13 protein-coding genes are annotated in these 15,366 nt (G+C 62.4%); 1 reads left to right on the forward strand and 12 read right to left on the reverse strand.

Annotated elements, in window-relative coordinates; translation table 11 throughout:
* Window position 1: 1 nt before the first annotated feature.
* The 3 genes from NIM87_RS04120 to NIM87_RS04130 form a co-directional block, all read right to left on the reverse strand.
* A complete protein-coding gene (locus NIM87_RS04120) occupies window positions 2–871 on the reverse strand; it encodes an ABC transporter permease (protein ID WP_254673371.1) in 870 nt (289 codons plus the stop codon).
* Window positions 872–1,007: 136 nt separating this feature from the next.
* Window positions 1,008–2,036 (reverse strand): ABC transporter substrate-binding protein, encoded by a 1,029-nt coding sequence (locus tag NIM87_RS04125; RefSeq protein ID WP_254673372.1) that lies wholly within the window; start codon window positions 2,034–2,036, stop codon window positions 1,008–1,010.
* A gap of 223 nt (window positions 2,037–2,259) precedes the next feature.
* A complete protein-coding gene (locus NIM87_RS04130; protein WP_254673373.1) occupies window positions 2,260–3,309 on the reverse strand; it encodes a glycine betaine ABC transporter substrate-binding protein in 1,050 nt (349 codons plus the stop codon).
* Window positions 3,310–3,543: 234 nt separating this feature from the next.
* Between NIM87_RS04130 and NIM87_RS04135 the strand changes: the two genes are divergently transcribed.
* On the forward strand, window positions 3,544–4,740 hold the full coding sequence (locus NIM87_RS04135) for an ABC transporter substrate-binding protein (protein WP_254673374.1): 1,197 nt from the start codon (window positions 3,544–3,546) through the stop codon (window positions 4,738–4,740).
* Between the two features lie 1,042 nt (window positions 4,741–5,782).
* Here NIM87_RS04135 and NIM87_RS04140 read toward each other — a convergent pair.
* From NIM87_RS04140 to NIM87_RS04180, 9 genes are all read right to left on the reverse strand, one after another.
* Window positions 5,783–7,069, reverse strand: coding sequence for a branched-chain amino acid ABC transporter permease (locus NIM87_RS04140; protein WP_254673375.1), 1,287 nt, complete (start codon window positions 7,067–7,069; stop codon window positions 5,783–5,785).
* Window positions 7,066–8,070: a branched-chain amino acid ABC transporter permease gene (locus NIM87_RS04145; RefSeq protein WP_254673376.1), complete on the reverse strand. Its 1,005-nt coding sequence runs from the start codon at window positions 8,068–8,070 to the stop codon at window positions 7,066–7,068. The genes NIM87_RS04140 and NIM87_RS04145 overlap by 4 nt, the downstream gene beginning before the upstream one ends.
* A gap of 3 nt (window positions 8,071–8,073) precedes the next feature.
* Window positions 8,074–8,778 (reverse strand): ABC transporter ATP-binding protein, encoded by a 705-nt coding sequence (locus NIM87_RS04150; RefSeq protein ID WP_254673377.1) that lies wholly within the window; start codon window positions 8,776–8,778, stop codon window positions 8,074–8,076.
* A 52-nt stretch (window positions 8,779–8,830) separates the two neighbouring features.
* Window positions 8,831–9,613, reverse strand: coding sequence for an ABC transporter ATP-binding protein (locus NIM87_RS04155; protein WP_254673378.1), 783 nt, complete (start codon window positions 9,611–9,613; stop codon window positions 8,831–8,833).
* Between the two features lie 107 nt (window positions 9,614–9,720).
* Entirely contained in the window at window positions 9,721–10,083 is a 363-nt protein-coding gene (locus NIM87_RS04160; RefSeq protein ID WP_254673379.1) for a methylglyoxal synthase, read from the reverse strand.
* Window positions 10,084–10,182: 99 nt separating this feature from the next.
* A complete protein-coding gene (locus NIM87_RS04165) occupies window positions 10,183–10,545 on the reverse strand; it encodes a DUF1801 domain-containing protein (RefSeq protein WP_254673380.1) in 363 nt (120 codons plus the stop codon).
* Complete coding sequence (locus NIM87_RS04170; protein WP_254673381.1) at window positions 10,542–10,835, reverse strand: hypothetical protein; 294 nt, start codon at window positions 10,833–10,835, stop codon at window positions 10,542–10,544. Before NIM87_RS04170 ends, NIM87_RS04165 begins: the two co-directional genes overlap by 4 nt.
* Window positions 10,836–10,914: 79 nt before the next feature.
* Complete coding sequence (locus NIM87_RS04175) at window positions 10,915–12,510, reverse strand: globin-coupled sensor protein (protein ID WP_254673382.1); 1,596 nt, start codon at window positions 12,508–12,510, stop codon at window positions 10,915–10,917.
* A 305-nt stretch (window positions 12,511–12,815) separates the two neighbouring features.
* Window positions 12,816–15,221 carry a methyl-accepting chemotaxis protein gene (locus tag NIM87_RS04180; RefSeq protein ID WP_254673383.1) on the reverse strand — a complete coding sequence of 802 codons (2,406 nt, stop codon included), beginning with the start codon at window positions 15,219–15,221 and terminating at the stop codon, window positions 12,816–12,818.
* Window positions 15,222–15,366 lie beyond the last annotated feature (145 nt).

Consider the following 15,366-nt stretch of genomic DNA (forward strand, 5'->3'; position numbering starts at 1 on the left):
GTTAGCGCGCCTCCGCCAGGCCGATGCGGGCCTGAAGCTGTTTGCCGAACGATTGGGTGATGCGGTCAAAGATGATGGCCAGCGCCACAATGCCCAGCCCCGCGAAAAGACCCCGGCTGACCTCAAGCCGGCCAATGCCCTGCAGCACCTGGTAGCCAAGGCCGCCGGCCCCGATCATCGAGGCGATCACCACCATGGACAGCGCCATCATCGTGGTCTGGTTGATGCCGGCCAGGATCGTCGGCAGCGCCAGCGGAATCTGCACGCCAAAGAGCCGCTGGCTCGGCGTCGTGCCGAAGGCGCGGCTGGCCTCCATGACCGCCGGATCAACCGAGCGCAGCCCGAGGTCCGAAAGGCGCACCAGCGGTGGCGCCGCATAGACGATGGTGGCGATCAGCGCCGGGATCTTGCCGGGGCCGAAGATCATCACCGTGGGGATGAGATAGACAAAGCTGGGCAGCGTCTGCATCAGGTCAAGGATTGGCGTGATGACCTGGCGCACCCGCGCCGACCGGCTCATCCACACGCCCACCGGAATGGAGACGACAATGGCGGTCAGCGTCGCCGCGATCATCAGCGCCATCGTCGTCATGGCATCTTCCCAAAGGTCCATGACCCCGAGGAAGACCAGCGACAAGAAGACGATGAGCGGCAATTGCCAACGCCGTGTGGCGAGCCAGGCAATGCCCACAAGGAGAATCATGATCAGCCAGAAGGGCGTGGCAATCAGGGTGTCCTCGATGAATTTGAGCAGCATCAGCAGCGGATAGGCCGCCGCCTCGAATTCGTCGCCCCAATTGCGCACGACCCAGTTGAGGCCATCATCAATGGCCCTGCGCCACGGGCGGGTGTCGATCAGTTCTGGAAACATGTTTGCACTTTCTCATTTCGGAGTGCCGCAGACCGGCGTGCGATCCCAAAGCCAGCGCCTCCATTGGCTTTGGGATCGAACGCACAAAACGGCCGGGTCGAAACCCGGCCGCCATGAGGAACGCTGAACGCCGGGATTAACCGAGCGTTGCCAGCACTTTTTCGGCCACTTCAGCCGGAACCCAATTGGTCCAAACGTCCTGCTTGGTCTTGAGGAAATTCTCGGCGGTCGCCTCGGCATCAGCCTGGTTCTCGTCGCCATAGACCAGCAGTTCGCTGATTTCCGCATTGGTCAGGCCAACCTTGGAGAAATAGTCGGCAACCGCTGGAGCGTCTTCCGTGATCCAGGCTGCAGCACCCACAACCGCGGGGCTCGACGGATAGGCGGTCACGCCCGCCGGCTCGTCGCAATCGGGATCGGTGTTGCACTGGTAGACAGCCACGTCGGCTTCACCGATATCGAGCTGCACGGCAGGGAACTTGCCCAAAATGGCCGTCGGACCCCAGTAGTAAAACAGGATTGGCTCTTCTCGCGTGAAGGCACGGGCAATCGAAGCGTCCAGCGCACCACCCGAACCGGGCGAGAACAGGTTCCAGGTCTCTTCCATGCCAAAGGCTTCAAACAGTGCGGAGGTTGAAAGCTCACAAGCCCAGCCCGGCGGGCAGGAATAGAGACGGCCCTTGCTGGGATCCTCAGGATCGGCAAACAGGTCAGGACGGGCGATCACGGCTTCGGCGGTGGTCAGCTCGGGATATTCCTCCTGGACATAGGCGGGGATGAACCAGCCCTCGACGGTGCCATCGGTGATGGCATCGGACAGCTCGACCACCGTTCCCTCCTCGATAGCGGCGTCCCAGGCCTCTTCAATGGCGCTGGTCCACAGCTCCGGCGCCACCGCCGGGTTGCCGCGCGTCAGCATGGACGACGAGGTGGGAACCGTGTCGCCCGCGACGATCTCGACGTCGCAGCCATAACCCTGTTCCAGGATCGTCGCATGAATATGCGCCAGGGCTGCAGCGGAAGGCCAGCTCATCTCGGCAATGTCGATGGTGCGGTCGGTACCGCATGCGGCGGCATCTGCATCCTGGGCAAGGGCGGGAAGGCTGCTGGCAGACAAAAAGGCAACAGCGATCGCGGCGGCAATGCCACCGGATTTCAAAATCATCAGGTCAACTCCTGCGGTTGTGGAATGGAGCGGACCATAAAGATGGCAGAATTGTGTGTCAAATCCGGCAATATTTGATCAATAACAGACCAGACGCGCCACATTATCTTGGTCGACCGCATTGCGAACTTGACGTTTTAACTGATCGCCGGACACTTCTTGATTGCCCAAGAAGCAAGCAGGTAGAAATTCGACTGTTTCAAGTCGAAAAAATATCCCGAATTTATTCGTTATCGATTGGAGGCGCAGCGCCAACCCAATCCTGCCAAAGATCGCGACGCTCGGCCACGAAGCGGTCGGCAACCGTCTCCAGCGTGGCGCCGGGCTGATTGAGCTGGGCGAGCAATTGATCCATTTCCTCAAGGGCAAGGCTCGCGCGCTGGAAATAGCTGGCAATCTGCGGGGTCTCGGCAAACACCCGCTCGGCCAGCGCGATCACCACGCTGTCGCTGGGAAACGCCGACGGCTTGGGGTCATTGCAGACCCGGTCGGCGAGGCATTGCGCCGCCGCCTCGTCATAGGCACCCATGTCGATGGCGACAAATTCGAGCTGCGCCAGAATGGCGTTGGGCTGCCAATAATAGAACAGGAAGGGCTCGCGCCGATTGAGCGCCTCGGCAATCAACCGGTCCATCTCCAGCCGATTGGCCGGCTCGACGATCTCAACCAGATCGCCCAGCCCGTGGGCCTTGACCAGATTGCGATTGATCACCGAACAGGCCCAGTCCACCGGGCAGGAGATGAAGCGCACGCGCCCCGCGGCCTGCACCTGCGGCAGGGTCAGCGCCAGCTCCGCCGCCACCGGCGTCGCACTGAAACTACTGGCCAGGGTCAATGGCATGTACCAGCCCTCGAACTGGCTTTGCGCATAGGTTGGAGCGGCGCTGCGCACCTGCTGACCTTCCATGGCGCCATTCCAGAGATCGGCAATACGATTGATCCACATTTCGGGCGCCACCTGCGGCTGGCCGGTCGAGCCCATGGACGATGTGGTGGCCGCCAGGTCCCCCGAAACCACCCGCACCTCGCAGCCGAATTCGGCGGTCAATAGCCGGGCATGGATTTCCGCGAGGATAGCCGCCGATGGCCAGCCCATCCGCGCAATGGCAAGGGGCCGCCGGCCGCAGGGCGGTGGCGGCGCTGCTGCGGCTTCGGTTGTTGCCGGCGTGGCTGCCGCATCCTGGGCCGTATCGAGCACGGTGATCTGACCCAGCGCCGGTTGCATGATGAGGGCCAGCGTTGCGACGGCAATCGCATGGCGGAGAAAAATCATGGCACACCCTTGCCGCTGCGTCCCGGACCCGGCGCCAGTCTATGCCCAACACCCCCCTGTTAAGCAACTGCGCGGAGTACAAGAATTGGCGCGCAATCCCCGGTGACATCGGCGCCCCGATTATGCAACAGTCTGCCCCAGCGGGGCGCGCGACGCGCCCCCATGCCTGTTGCCGCGCCGCAAGAAGGAGGTCAGCAAGACCACCCGGCGCGCAACCGAAACAGAGGGACGTCTATGTTCAAGAAAACCCTGACCCTGGCGGTTGCCGCCACCACCCTGACCATTGCCGCTCCGGCCCTGGCCCAGGACAGCGGCGCCACCATCGGTTTCATCGGCGGCTTCACCGGCCCCATCGAATCCCTGACCCCGCCGATTTTTGCCGGCGCCGAACTGGTTGTCAGCCAGGTCAACGAGCAGGGCGGCATCCTGGGTGGTGAACTCTCCATCATCTCGGCTGACGGTGCCTGCGATGCAACGGCCGCTGCCGCTGCTGCCGACAAGGTGATCAATACCGACAACGTGACCGGCGTGGTCGGTGCGCTCTGCACGGGCGAAACCATCGGCGCCTTCAACGGCTCGGGTCTTTCGGGTGGCGTGGTGTTCATCTCGCCGGCCTCTTCGGCCCCGACCCTGACCACCCTGGAAGACAATGACCTTGTCTACCGCACCACCCCGTCCGACGCGCTCCAGGGCGTCAAGCTGGCCAACCTGCTGCTGGCCAAGGGCGTCAACGACATCGCCATCACCTATGTCAACAATGACTACGGCAAGGGCTTCGCCGACGCGCTGGCCGCAGCCTATGAAGCTGGTGGCGGCACCATTGCTGCCAATCTCGCCCACGAAGAAGGCAAGGCCGACTACCGCGCCGAGCTGGGCAACCTGGTGGCTTCGCAGAACCTCGTCATCCTCGCCTATGCCAACGCTTCGGGTAACACCGTGCTGCGCCAGGCCGTCGAGAGCGGCAACTTCACCACCTATGTGGGCGGCGACGGCATGGTCGGCGACGACCTGCTCAACGGTATCGACGCTGCTGCCGTGGAAGGCATGATTGCCACCCGCGCCGGCGCTCCCTCGGGCGCTGCCGTGGACATCTACAATGCCTTCACCGCTGACGGCTTCACCGCCAATGCCACCTATGCCCCTCAGGCCTATGACGCTGCCTTCCTGATGGCCCTCGCCATCGAGAAGAACGGCTCGTCTGCCCGCGAAGGCCTCTCGGCAGCACTGCGCGAAGTCTCCTCGGCTCCGGGCGAAAAGATCCTGCCGGGCGAATGGGCCAAGGCCAAGGAACTGATCGCAGCCGGCACCGACATCGACTATGAAGGCGCCGGTGGCGCGCTCGACTTTGACGAAGCCGGCGACGTGGACGGCATCATCGTCGAACTCGCCGTCGAAGGCGGTTCGTTCGTCGAAAAGGGCCTGATCGACTAGGCTCCATCCGGCGCATGGCGAGGGCAAAACCCTCCAGTGGAGGGTTTTGTGGAGCTTAGGCCCGGAGCGCTACGCGCGCAGGGCACGAATACACAGACATAAGAAGGCCCGGGAGTATTCCCGGGCCTTTTTTCTACACCCGCGCCCACGACCGCCCCACATTAAGGACTCGTTAACTATGACTCCGTCCGCGAAGTCGCGGAACATAGGGGGCACACAAGCAACCTTAATGTTGCCTGTTGCAAGCACATCGGACTCGGCTTATACAATTGCACATGGTCGATGCAAGCCTGCCATTGGAAGACTACATTGCTCGTCGGCGTACGGAGCTTTCCGACGCCGAGGCGCGCTTGCGCGAAGAACTTCGTAAAGTGCTCGACGAACGAACGAAGCTGGACAAGGCCGCATTGGCGGCAGGATTGTCCGAACCCGCGTTGGCGTCATCCTCCGAAATCGCGCATAGCTCTCAGCCGCGTAGGAGGGGGCGGCGCGCGTCCGGAACTACGATTAAGGAAGCGGTTCTTCAGACTCTGGAAGAGGCGGGGCACGGACTACCCGCAACCGACATTCTGCCAAGGATCAATGCACTCTTGGGAATTCAATACCCACGTACGAGCCTCAGCCCTCAACTGTCCCGACTTAAGCAGTCTGGTGACCTCATACTTGATGGCAACCTCTGGTACATCCGGGGCATGAAAATTCCCGAGAGTCGAGAGAGGGGCATTTTCGAATGATGCGCCTTGACGCGAAAAAACCCGAAGATGCGCATTCCTGGCGAGGAGGCATCTTCGGGTTTCCATTCAACTCCCTGCGGGGCCGTGAAGCCGGTCCGGGAGGTGGTACATGAGATTAGCGTAACCTCTCATGAACAGCCAGTCAGGGCACGCCCTGACTGGCATGGGGGCGGTTAATGGCCGGTGCCAAGGAACGATTTGCAGCGTCTCCCCTTGGGGTTCGACACCCCCCGCCTCCACCGAAAGCTATTGAAAGATTGCGAATCCGTCAAATAGCTTCCCTCTTTGTTGATCGGTAAGGCGCTAGCTTACCCCTCGCGCTTCACCACTTCCGGGATCAGGCCCTTGGGCGCAAACCGGAGCGCAATGGTGATCACCAGCCCCAGCACGAACACCCGCATCTGCGCCGAACGCGCCTCGATTTCGGGAATGGCGCCCCAGCCAACATTGGTCGACCAATAGCTGACCATGTCGAAAATGGCCTTGCTCAGCGGCTCGGAAATCACCCAGATCAGCCAGAGCAGCACGGCCCCGAACAGCGCGCCCCAATTGTTGCCGGCGCCACCCACGATCACCATGACCCAGATGAGGAAGGTGTGGTTGATCGGCTGGTAGCTCGAAGGATCGAAAATCTGCACGAAGCTGACCAGCATGGCCCCGCCAATGCCCATCAGCACCGAGCCGAAGACAAAGATTTCGAGCTGCCGGGCCGTAACATTCTTGCCCATGGAGGAGGCCGCGATGTGATTGTCGCGGATGGCGCGCATCATCCGGCCCCAGGGGCCGGCATAGGCGCGCGAAATCAGCCACATGACTGCGGCCAATATCACCAAAGCCAGCACCAGATAGCCCGCCCGCGCCAGGAGCAGCGAACTGGCAATATCCATGCCGCCCGCCTGATAGTTCTGCGGCAGCGGTGTCGGCCACGGAATGGGCGAAACCGTCAGCGTGCCGCGCGTCAGCCAATCCATGTTCTTGATCAGCGCCCGGATGATCTCGGAAATGCCGATGGTGGCAATGGCCAGATAGTCGGTGCGCAGCCCAAGGCAGATCTTGCCGATGACATAGGCAATGCCCGCGGCCAGCACGCCACCGAACAGCCAGCCGAGCACCGGATGCGCACCCAGCCCGCCGACCCAGCCACCGCCGGCGCTCTCGATATAGGCTGCCGCCGGATCGAGCTGGCTGCGATAGAGCACATAGGCCACGAACCAGGCGAGGACGGTCAGCGCGCCCTTCCACTTGCCGGTAATACCCACGCGATGCGCCTGGCGTGCCGCCAGCACGAGCAGCGCCCCGATAGCAAAGGCCAGCAGCGCCCGCCCGAGCATCATCGGGCCATCCGAGCCCCAGAAATCGGGGTTGATCGGATAGGAAATGAAGGTGACGGCCGCGCCGCCCACCATGAGGAACCCCATGATGCCGAAGTTAAAGAGCCCGCCATAGCCCCACTGGATATTGAGCCCCAGCGCGATCAGCGCATAGGCGGCGGCCTCGACCAGGCGCGACGAGGTGAAAGGCAGACCCATCACCCAGCCGACGACCAGGATCAGGACAAACAGCCCGCCAAACAGTGTCAGGGAACGCTGGATCATGACGAGGCTCCCTTGAAGATACCGGTGGGCCGGACAAGCAACGTGATCACCAGGATGACGAAGGCCACGGTGAGCTTATATTCGGTGGGCACCAGCGCCAGCGTCGAAGGCAATTGCGCCCAGTCGGGCAGAATGGCGTTGAGCGGCCGGAACAGCATGGTCCAGTTGAACACCGCCAGCGTTTCGGCAAAGCCGATTAAGAGGCCCCCGGCAATAGCGCCATAGGCCTGGCCGAGGCCACCGACGATGGCGGCGGCAAAGATGGGCAGGATGATGTTGAAGGCGAGGTCCGGCTTCAGCGTCACGTCCAGCGCCAGCATGGTGCCGGCCATGCACCCGAGGGCACCCGCAATCACCCAGGTGACGCGCACCACCAGCGCCGTGTTGATGCCCGACACTTGCGCCAGATCGGCATTGTCGGCCATGGCGCGCATCGCCTTGCCCAGCCGCGAGCGGGTGAGAAAGAAATGCAGCGCGATCACCGAAACCAGCGTCACAAGGATCATCAGCACCTGCGGCTCGGTGATCACCAGCGGACGGGTCGACCCCAGCGCCGACGTGTCGATGCGGAAGATTTCCTTGGGCTCGTTTTCAAAGAACGAATAGGACCCGGCGCCAAAGAACAGGCGAATGAGCCCCTGCACCATCAGCGTCACGCCGATGGACGCGATCAGCAGTGTCACCGGCTTGGCGCCACGTTTCCTCAGCGGCGCATAAAAGCCCTTGTCGATGCCCAGCGCCAGAATGGCGGCCAGCACCATGGCAATGGGCAGCACCACAAAGCCGGTGGGGATAGGCGTAACAATGCCCCAGGCTGCAAAGGCCGAAGCAAGGAGGAACGCAATAAAGGCGCCGCCCGTCATCAGCTCGGAATGGGCAAAATGAGCAAAGCGCAGAATGCCGAAGATCAGCGTGATGCCGATGGCCCCCAGCGCATAGATGCATCCCAGCACAAGGCCGGAGATCACCACCTGGTTGATGAAAAAGATGATTTCGGTCACGGCTCAGCCCCCGAGGAAAGACTTGGCGACTTCGGGGTCCGCAATCAGTTCGGCCCCGGTGCCGGTGAAGCGGTTCTGGCCGCTGGCGAGGACGAACCCCTTGGTGGCAAAGGCCAGCGCCTGGCGTGCATTCTGCTCGACCATGAGGATGCCCACGCCCTCGGCATTGACGCGCTGGATGGTCTCGAAAATCTCGATGACATAGCGCGGCGACAGGCCCGCAGAAGGCTCGTCCAGCATCAGAAGGCTGGGCTTGCTCATCAGCGCGCGGCCCATGGCCACCATCTGGCGCTGGCCGCCCGAGAGTTCGCCTGCCGGCTGGCGGCGCTTTTCGCCCAGCACAGGAAACATCTCATAGACCCAGGCCATCGTGGCCTTGAAATCATCCTTGCGGGTGAAGGCCCCCATCTCGAGGTTTTCCTCCACGCTCATCGAGGTGAAGACGTTCTTTTCCTGCGGCACAAAGCTCAGGCCGCGTGGCACCAGCTTGTCGGGCAGCGAATTGGCGATGTTCTCACCGCCAAACTCGATAGTCCCGCCGGTGACCTTCAACAGACCGAAAATGGCCTTGAGCGTCGTCGACTTGCCCGCCCCATTGGGGCCGACAATCACGCCGATATCGCTTTTCTCGATGGCCATGTTGACGCCATTCAGGATCGGCGCGCCGCCATAACCGCCGACGACGTGTTTGAGTTCGATCAAGGGCATCAACGGGTCTCCCCAAAAAGTGGGAACCGGTTTTTGGACAGGAAGACACGCATCAGACGGCCTCCACCGGAGTGCCGAAATAGGCCTCGACGATTGCGGGATTGGCGCGAATTTCAGCCATCGGGCCCTCGGCGATCTTTTCGCCCTGCGCCATGACGATCACCGGATCACAGAGCCGCCCGATCAGGTCCATGTCGTGCTCGATGACGAAGAATGTGTAGCCCAGCTCGCGGTTCATCCGCTCGATATTGCTGGCGAGATCATTGAGCAGCGTCTTGTTGACGCCCGCCGCCACCTCATCGAGCAACACGATCTTGGCGTCCACCATCATGGTGCGCCCCAGCTCAAGCAGTTTCTTCTGCCCACCCGAAAGATTGCCGGCCAATTCGTCGCGCACATGCCCGAGCTTGAGGAAGTCGATGACATCGAGCGCCTTCTTGCGCACATCGGTCTCGCGCGAGCGCACCAGGCGCGGCCGCAGCCAGGTATCGAGCAGGTGTTCGCCCGGCTGGTCGCCAGGCACCATCATCAGGTTTTCCAGCGCCGTCATCTGCGAAAATTCATGCGCAATCTGAAAGGTGCGCAGCATGCCGATACGGAACAGCTGGTACGGCTGAAAGCCGGTCACGTCCTGGCCATCGAAAATGACCTGCCCGCTGTCGGGCACAATATTGCCGCCCACCATGTTGAACAGGGTCGACTTGCCCGCGCCATTCGGGCCGATCAGCCCGGTGATGGAGCCGCGCCGAACCGAGAGCGAGCAATTGTTGACGGCGGTGAGCCCGCCAAAGCGTTTTGAGACGTTGCGAACGTCAATGACCAAGTCTGAGGACAAGTTAATTGGAGCCCCGGTTTCCTGAATGTCTGCCAGCCTGGTTCAATCCAGGCGATTTTGGGGCATCTGCTCACAAGAGCGCGGGAAATTCAACCGGAAGCGGCGGCTCACACCGCTGCGAGCACCGCGTCGGCTGTGGATTTGTTGTTGGCCAGCGGCACATCGTAAAGCGTGGCGAGCCGCGTGAGGGCTTTGACATCGACATCATGGGGCTGGGCCGACAGCGGATCGATGAAAAAGATCAGCACGTCCAGCCGCCCCTCGCAGATCATCGCCCCCAATTGCTGATCGCCGCCCAGGGGGCCGCTTTTAAGCAGATGGACATGCAGGCCCGTCTCGGCGGTCACCCGGCTGCCCGTGGTGCCGGTGCCCCAAAGCTCGTGCTGGGAGAGCTTGTCCCTGTGGGCCTCGGCCCAGCGGCACAGATCGTCCTTCTTGTCATCATGAGCCACAAGACCGATACGCGCCATTGTCCCGCCTCCAATGCTGGTCGGCGCTTTCTGCCCGCATGGCGCGAAAAGGGCAATGGGTCAGCAACCAGCCCGGCTCGAAGTCCATGCCAATGGGCCTCAGGCGCGCAAGGCAACCGCCTCGGCCACCAGCAGAAGGATGGCATCGCGCGGAATTGCCTGACCCGGATAAAGACGCAGAAACCGCCCCTTCTTGAGATCGCCTTCCAAAAGCCCCTCGGGGTCATCAAGCAGGCGCCCATTCTCGAAATACAGCGCCACGCGATCGGCATGGGGAAACGCCGCGCAGATCAGGCCGGCGCGGCTATGCCGGAAATTGACTGAACGCCAGCCAAACCGCACGACGCCCGAAACCTCGGGCACCGTGCCAATCAGGTTCACCAGGGGCCGGAAAAGCGCCGCTATGCCTTCCGAATGCGGGGCAAGCAAAGCCTCGACATCGGCCCCCGGCGGCGTGCTCATGCGGAAAGAACCACCGCGGCATGGCGCATGACAATGCTCGACGGTTCGATCATGGCCATGGCCTCAAAGCGGTCCATGTCCTGGTTCATCTGCGCCGCAGCCGCTTCGGCGTCCTCGGCGCTCGACCAGATGACGATGTCGGTCCACTCACCATCCGCACCCTCGCTGAGCGTCCGGCTGACAAAGCCGGTCTGCTGCCGCACCCAGTGGTTGACCTGGGCATTGGCGGCGATGAAGGCGTCGCGGTCGGCGCCGGACAAGCGAAAGGTGACAAGTTCAGTTGTTGGCATCACGCCCTCCAGTTCGCGCCGATCCTGGCGCGAACTGCATGTGCGTCTGGTTTGTGTCAGGCTATGGCAGCAGCAGCGCCTAGTAGGCTTCCCAGTCGGCGGCCAGCGCAGCATTGCCGGCACTTTTGAGCACGGGGCTGGGCTGCGGGCGTTTGGCCTGGGGCATCTTGGGCACGCTATCGCCGATGCGGAACACATCGACAATCTGGTCCAGCTCGCTGGCCTGCGCCTCGGTCTGCTCGATGGCAGCATTGGTCTGCTCCACCAGGGCGGCGTTATGCTGGGTCATTTCATCCATCTGGCGCACCGCAACCGTCACCTCCTCGAGGGAGGCCGATTGCTCGGCATTGGCCTGGGCGATGGTATCGATGAGCCCGGCACTTTCCTCGGCGCGCATCTGAATGTCGCGAAGGGTCTCGGCCGCCTTCGCCACCAGCTGCGTACCATTGCGCACCTCGACGGCACTGGCTTCGATCAATTGCTTGACGTCGGACGAGGCCTGCGCTGCGCTCTGGGCCAGGCGCCGCACTTCCACGGCCACCACGGCAAAGCCCTTGCCCGCTTCACCAGCCCGCGCCGCTTCCACCGAAGCGTTGAGCGCCAGCAGATTGGTCTGGAAAGCGATATCGTCGATCAGCCCGATAATGTTGGAGATCTTGCCCGAAGATGTCTCGATTGCGCCCATGGCGCCTGTGGCACTGGCCATCACAGCCCCGCCATCGGTCGCGCTGAGCGTCAGCTTGCGGGCCGTATCACTGGCCGAAGCCGCCCGCTTGGCATTTTCCACCACGGCCGTCGACAATTGTTCGATCGAGGCAGTGGTTTCTTCAATGGTCGCGGCCTGCCGGGTGGTCCGCTCCGCCAGGTCATTGGCGCCCGAGAGGATTTCGCCCGTTGCCGTTTTGAGCGAGCGCGACGTCTGCTGCAGCTGTCCCACAATGTCGGCAAGTTTTTCGGCGACCGAATTGGTATCATCCTTGATCTGGTCAAATTCGGGATCAAGGACGTCGGTCACCCGCGTCGTCAGGTCGCCATGGGCAACATCCTTGAGCACGGCCGCTGTGGCGGCGACGGCGGTCTGGATCTTCGCGCGGGCAGCCTGATCGGCCTCGCGGGCATCGTCGGTCAGCTTGTCAAAATAGGCGCTGACGCCGATATCGATATCGAGCAACATGGATTTGAGCACGGCCACCACGGCGTCGGCCATGACATCGGCATCAGCAAGAATCGCTTCGGGCTTGCGCGGGGTCATGGCGCCGAACCGCCCCTTTTGCGGCTCCAGCGCAGCGGCCATGGCATCGTGCACAATGCCGCGCACCAGTGTTTCCATGATCACGCCATAGCCGCCGATATGCCACCGCGGCTCAAGGCCGATCTGGGCATGGCGCAGGCCGACACGGGTGCTGGCCTGCAGGTAGTCATCGTCGAGCTGCCCGGTGGCAATTGCCTGCCAATGACCAAGCTGCTTGGACTTGGCCCGATCCATCTGCGGCTTGCCCTCGAAGAACCGCCGGACTGCCGGTACGGTGCCGATCTTGGCATAGAACAGGTCCAGCGCCGTCTCCAGGTGTCTGGTGATGCTGTGCTCGACTTTGGCGAGACGCCCCCTCGACGCCTCGTCCAGGCCGATGAAATCCAGTCTTGACTGCAAATTTTCAGAAATTGCGGAATTCATCGAAGCCCCACTTTTATTGCAAAACCAGAGTTCAGTTGGACCAGATCATGGCTCCCGCACATTGATCTGCATCAATACATGAACGAATACTGTATTACGGTTAACAATGTGTGAATAATTGCCACAATGGAACTACTTAGGGCCCGGCCAGCCTCAATTTTTCCGACCGGTTGAGCGCCTCGGCGACGCTGGATTGGTTGGCAGAAGACCCATGCAAAAACAAAGAAGCCGGCACCCTTGAGAGCGCCGGCAACTTGATGACTTGACTAGGGCAGCTCAGCGTTTCGCCGAAACGATGACACGATCTAGAACTCGCTCCAGTCTGTTGAAATGGCGGCATTGCCCTGGCTGAGATAGGGGCTCGCGGCCTGGCGCAGTTTCTGGACTGGCCCCCGCGGCGCTGCTGGCCGGGCGGGTTCGAGGGCGGGCCGAACGTCACCGGCCTCGGTTCTGAACACGGCCACGATCTTGTCGAGTTCGCTGGCCTGAGCCTCGGTCTGCTCGATGGCGGCATTGGTTTCTTCCACCAGGGCCGCATTGTGCTGGGTCATCTCATCCATCTGCCGCACTGCCACGGTCACTTCCTCAATGGCCGAGGCCTGTTCGCGGCTGTCGCGGGCAATGCCCTCCATCAGGCTCGAATTGGACTTGGCCGCTTCCAGCATGGCGGCCAGCTTGGCAGCGGCTTCCGCCACCAGCCTTGTGCCGGCGCCCACTTCCCCGGACGAGGTCTCGATCAGCGCCTTGACGTCCGAGGAGGCGCTGGCCGCGCTCTGGGCCAGGCGCCGCACTTCCACGGCCACCACGGCAAAACCCTTGCCGGCATCGCCTGCCCGCGCCGCTTCCACCGAAGCATTGAGCGCCAAAAGGTTGGTCTGGAAGGCGATATCGTCGATCAGGCCAATGATGTTGGAGATCTTGGCCGATGAGGTGGTGATCCGCTCCATGGCCTCGGTGGCCTTGCTCATCACCACGCCACCTTCCTCGGCCGTGTTGCTCACGGTCTGGGCGTTGGCATTGGCGTCGCGCGCCCGGTCGGCATTCTGCAGCACCGTGGTTGCCAGCTGTTCCATGGCCGCCGAGGTCTGCTCGATGGTCGCGGCCTGCTTGGTGGTGCGTTCGGAGAGGTCGTTGGTGCCCTCAAGGATTTCCCCCGTCGCCGTCTTGAGCGAGCGCGAGGTCGTCTTCAACCCATTGACCACGTCCGAAAGCGTCTCGGCCACGGTATTGGTATTGTGCTGGAGCTGGGCGAAAGCGCCCTTGTAGTCGCCATGCATGCGCAGCGTCAGGTCGGTCCGGGCCAGGGCTTCAAGCACCTTGCCGGTTTCGCTGACGCCCTGGTTGACGGTTTCGACCAGCGAGTTGACCGACGCGGCGAGGCTATTCAGTTCGGCGTCCGGGAAGCTGGCATTGACCCGCTTGGTAAAGTCGCCGGAGATGGCGGCATCCACGACCTCGCCAAAGGCGAGCTGCAATTCGCTCATCATGGCCTGACGGGCCTGTTGGTCGGAGATAATACGGGCCGCCTCTGCCTCGGTCATCTGGCTGATCCGCATGCCATTTTCGCGGAACACCTCGACGGCGCGTGCCATGCCGCCGATTTCGTCCTTCTGGCTTTGGTGCGGCACCGCCACGTCATACTGCCCCCGGGCCAGAACCCCCATGACATCGGTCATGCGGCGGATCGGCCGGGCCAGCACGCCTGCGCCGAACCAGACCAGGGCCAATACGCAGACAAGCAGGACGCCCGCAGCCACCAGGGCCATGTTTCGCATGGCGTCGACACCGGCATAAATGGTCGCCGCCGGCACGGTCATGATCATGGTCCAGGTCTCCGGCACGCCGCTGAAAGCCAGGGGCGTCGTCACCACGAATGTATTCGTGCCCGTCTCATCGACATAGGTCATGCCCTGGCCCATCAACTCGGTATTGAGCAGTGCTCCCGAAATGTCCGGCGCCAGTTTCTGTCCGGCCAGGGCCGGATCGGGATTGGCAATCCAGGTGTCGTCATTGCTCACCAGCAGCACCGAACCCACATCAAACGGCTTGAGCTGCCCGATGATCCCGGCAATGGTATCCAGCGTCAGGTCAGACGTGACAATGCCGACGGGCTTGCCGTCCTTGTGGACGACCGTGCTGATGGTGGTCAGCAGCACTTCCTTGCCGTCGATGGGATAGAGATAGGGCGGGGTCAACACGCTGCGATCTTCGCGCATCGGCAGGCTATACCAGCCCTCGATCCCGGCCTCCTCGGTCATCACGAGCTTTTCGACCGAAACCACGCCGCCCTTTTGCGTAAAATAGGGCACCATGCGGCCGGTTGCGTCCGAATAGGCATGGCCGGTGAACATCTGGTCCAGCCCGTCCACCGCGTTCGGCTCGAACGCCACAGTCATGCCGACCACGGCAGGCCGCGACAGCAGCGCCCGCGTCACCACATCGCCGATCTCGTCGCGGTCGGGCGCGCCGGTAATCAGACCTTCGACCACCGCAGCGGTCGTCTGGGTATGGGCGATGACAGTACCCATCTGACCCACGGCCAGCTGGCTGTACTGCCCCAGCAGAGCCCGTGCCCGCTCTTCGGCCTCGCTGCCGGCCGTCTGGTACATCAGGTACAGCCCGCCCGCGATCAGACCGCCCATGGCGAGCAGGAACACGATCCCTGCGCCCAGCACCAGCTTCAGTTGAATAGACAGATCGCTCAGTTTCATTGGCCCGAAAACCTTATGTTGCGCCCCTTCTGGGGCGGAGCTGCCGACGCATGTGCCGCATGCGCAAACGGCCGCCCCTTGGGCGGTAACCTGCAGAATGACGGGAATGGACGCCCGTCGAGATCCACCGGCACACCTCCGGCGA

The organism is Devosia ureilytica (genome assembly GCF_024273195.1).
Lineage (GTDB): Bacteria > Pseudomonadota > Alphaproteobacteria > Rhizobiales > Devosiaceae > Devosia > Devosia ureilytica.

What these genes read in the sequence shown, in the direction of transcription:
- NIM87_RS04120 (WP_254673371.1), bottom strand. Translation starts at nt 871, where the DNA reads ATGTTTCCAGAACTGATCGACACCCGCCCGTGGCGCAGGGCCATTGAT.
- NIM87_RS04125 (WP_254673372.1), bottom strand. Translation starts at nt 2,036, where the DNA reads ATGATTTTGAAATCCGGTGGCATTGCCGCCGCGATCGCTGTTGCCTTT.
- NIM87_RS04130 (WP_254673373.1), bottom strand. Translation starts at nt 3,309, where the DNA reads ATGATTTTTCTCCGCCATGCGATTGCCGTCGCAACGCTGGCCCTCATC.
- NIM87_RS04135 (WP_254673374.1), top strand. Translation starts at nt 3,544, where the DNA reads ATGTTCAAGAAAACCCTGACCCTGGCGGTTGCCGCCACCACCCTGACC.
- NIM87_RS04140 (WP_254673375.1), bottom strand. Translation starts at nt 7,069, where the DNA reads ATGATCCAGCGTTCCCTGACACTGTTTGGCGGGCTGTTTGTCCTGATC.
- NIM87_RS04150 (WP_254673377.1), bottom strand. Translation starts at nt 8,778, where the DNA reads ATGCCCTTGATCGAACTCAAACACGTCGTCGGCGGTTATGGCGGCGCG.
- NIM87_RS04160 (WP_254673379.1), bottom strand. Translation starts at nt 10,083, where the DNA reads ATGGCGCGTATCGGTCTTGTGGCTCATGATGACAAGAAGGACGATCTG.
- NIM87_RS04165 (WP_254673380.1), bottom strand. Translation starts at nt 10,545, where the DNA reads ATGAGCACGCCGCCGGGGGCCGATGTCGAGGCTTTGCTTGCCCCGCAT.
- NIM87_RS04170 (WP_254673381.1), bottom strand. Translation starts at nt 10,835, where the DNA reads ATGCCAACAACTGAACTTGTCACCTTTCGCTTGTCCGGCGCCGACCGC.
- NIM87_RS04175 (WP_254673382.1), bottom strand. Translation starts at nt 12,510, where the DNA reads ATGAATTCCGCAATTTCTGAAAATTTGCAGTCAAGACTGGATTTCATC.
- NIM87_RS04180 (WP_254673383.1), bottom strand. Translation starts at nt 15,221, where the DNA reads ATGAAACTGAGCGATCTGTCTATTCAACTGAAGCTGGTGCTGGGCGCA.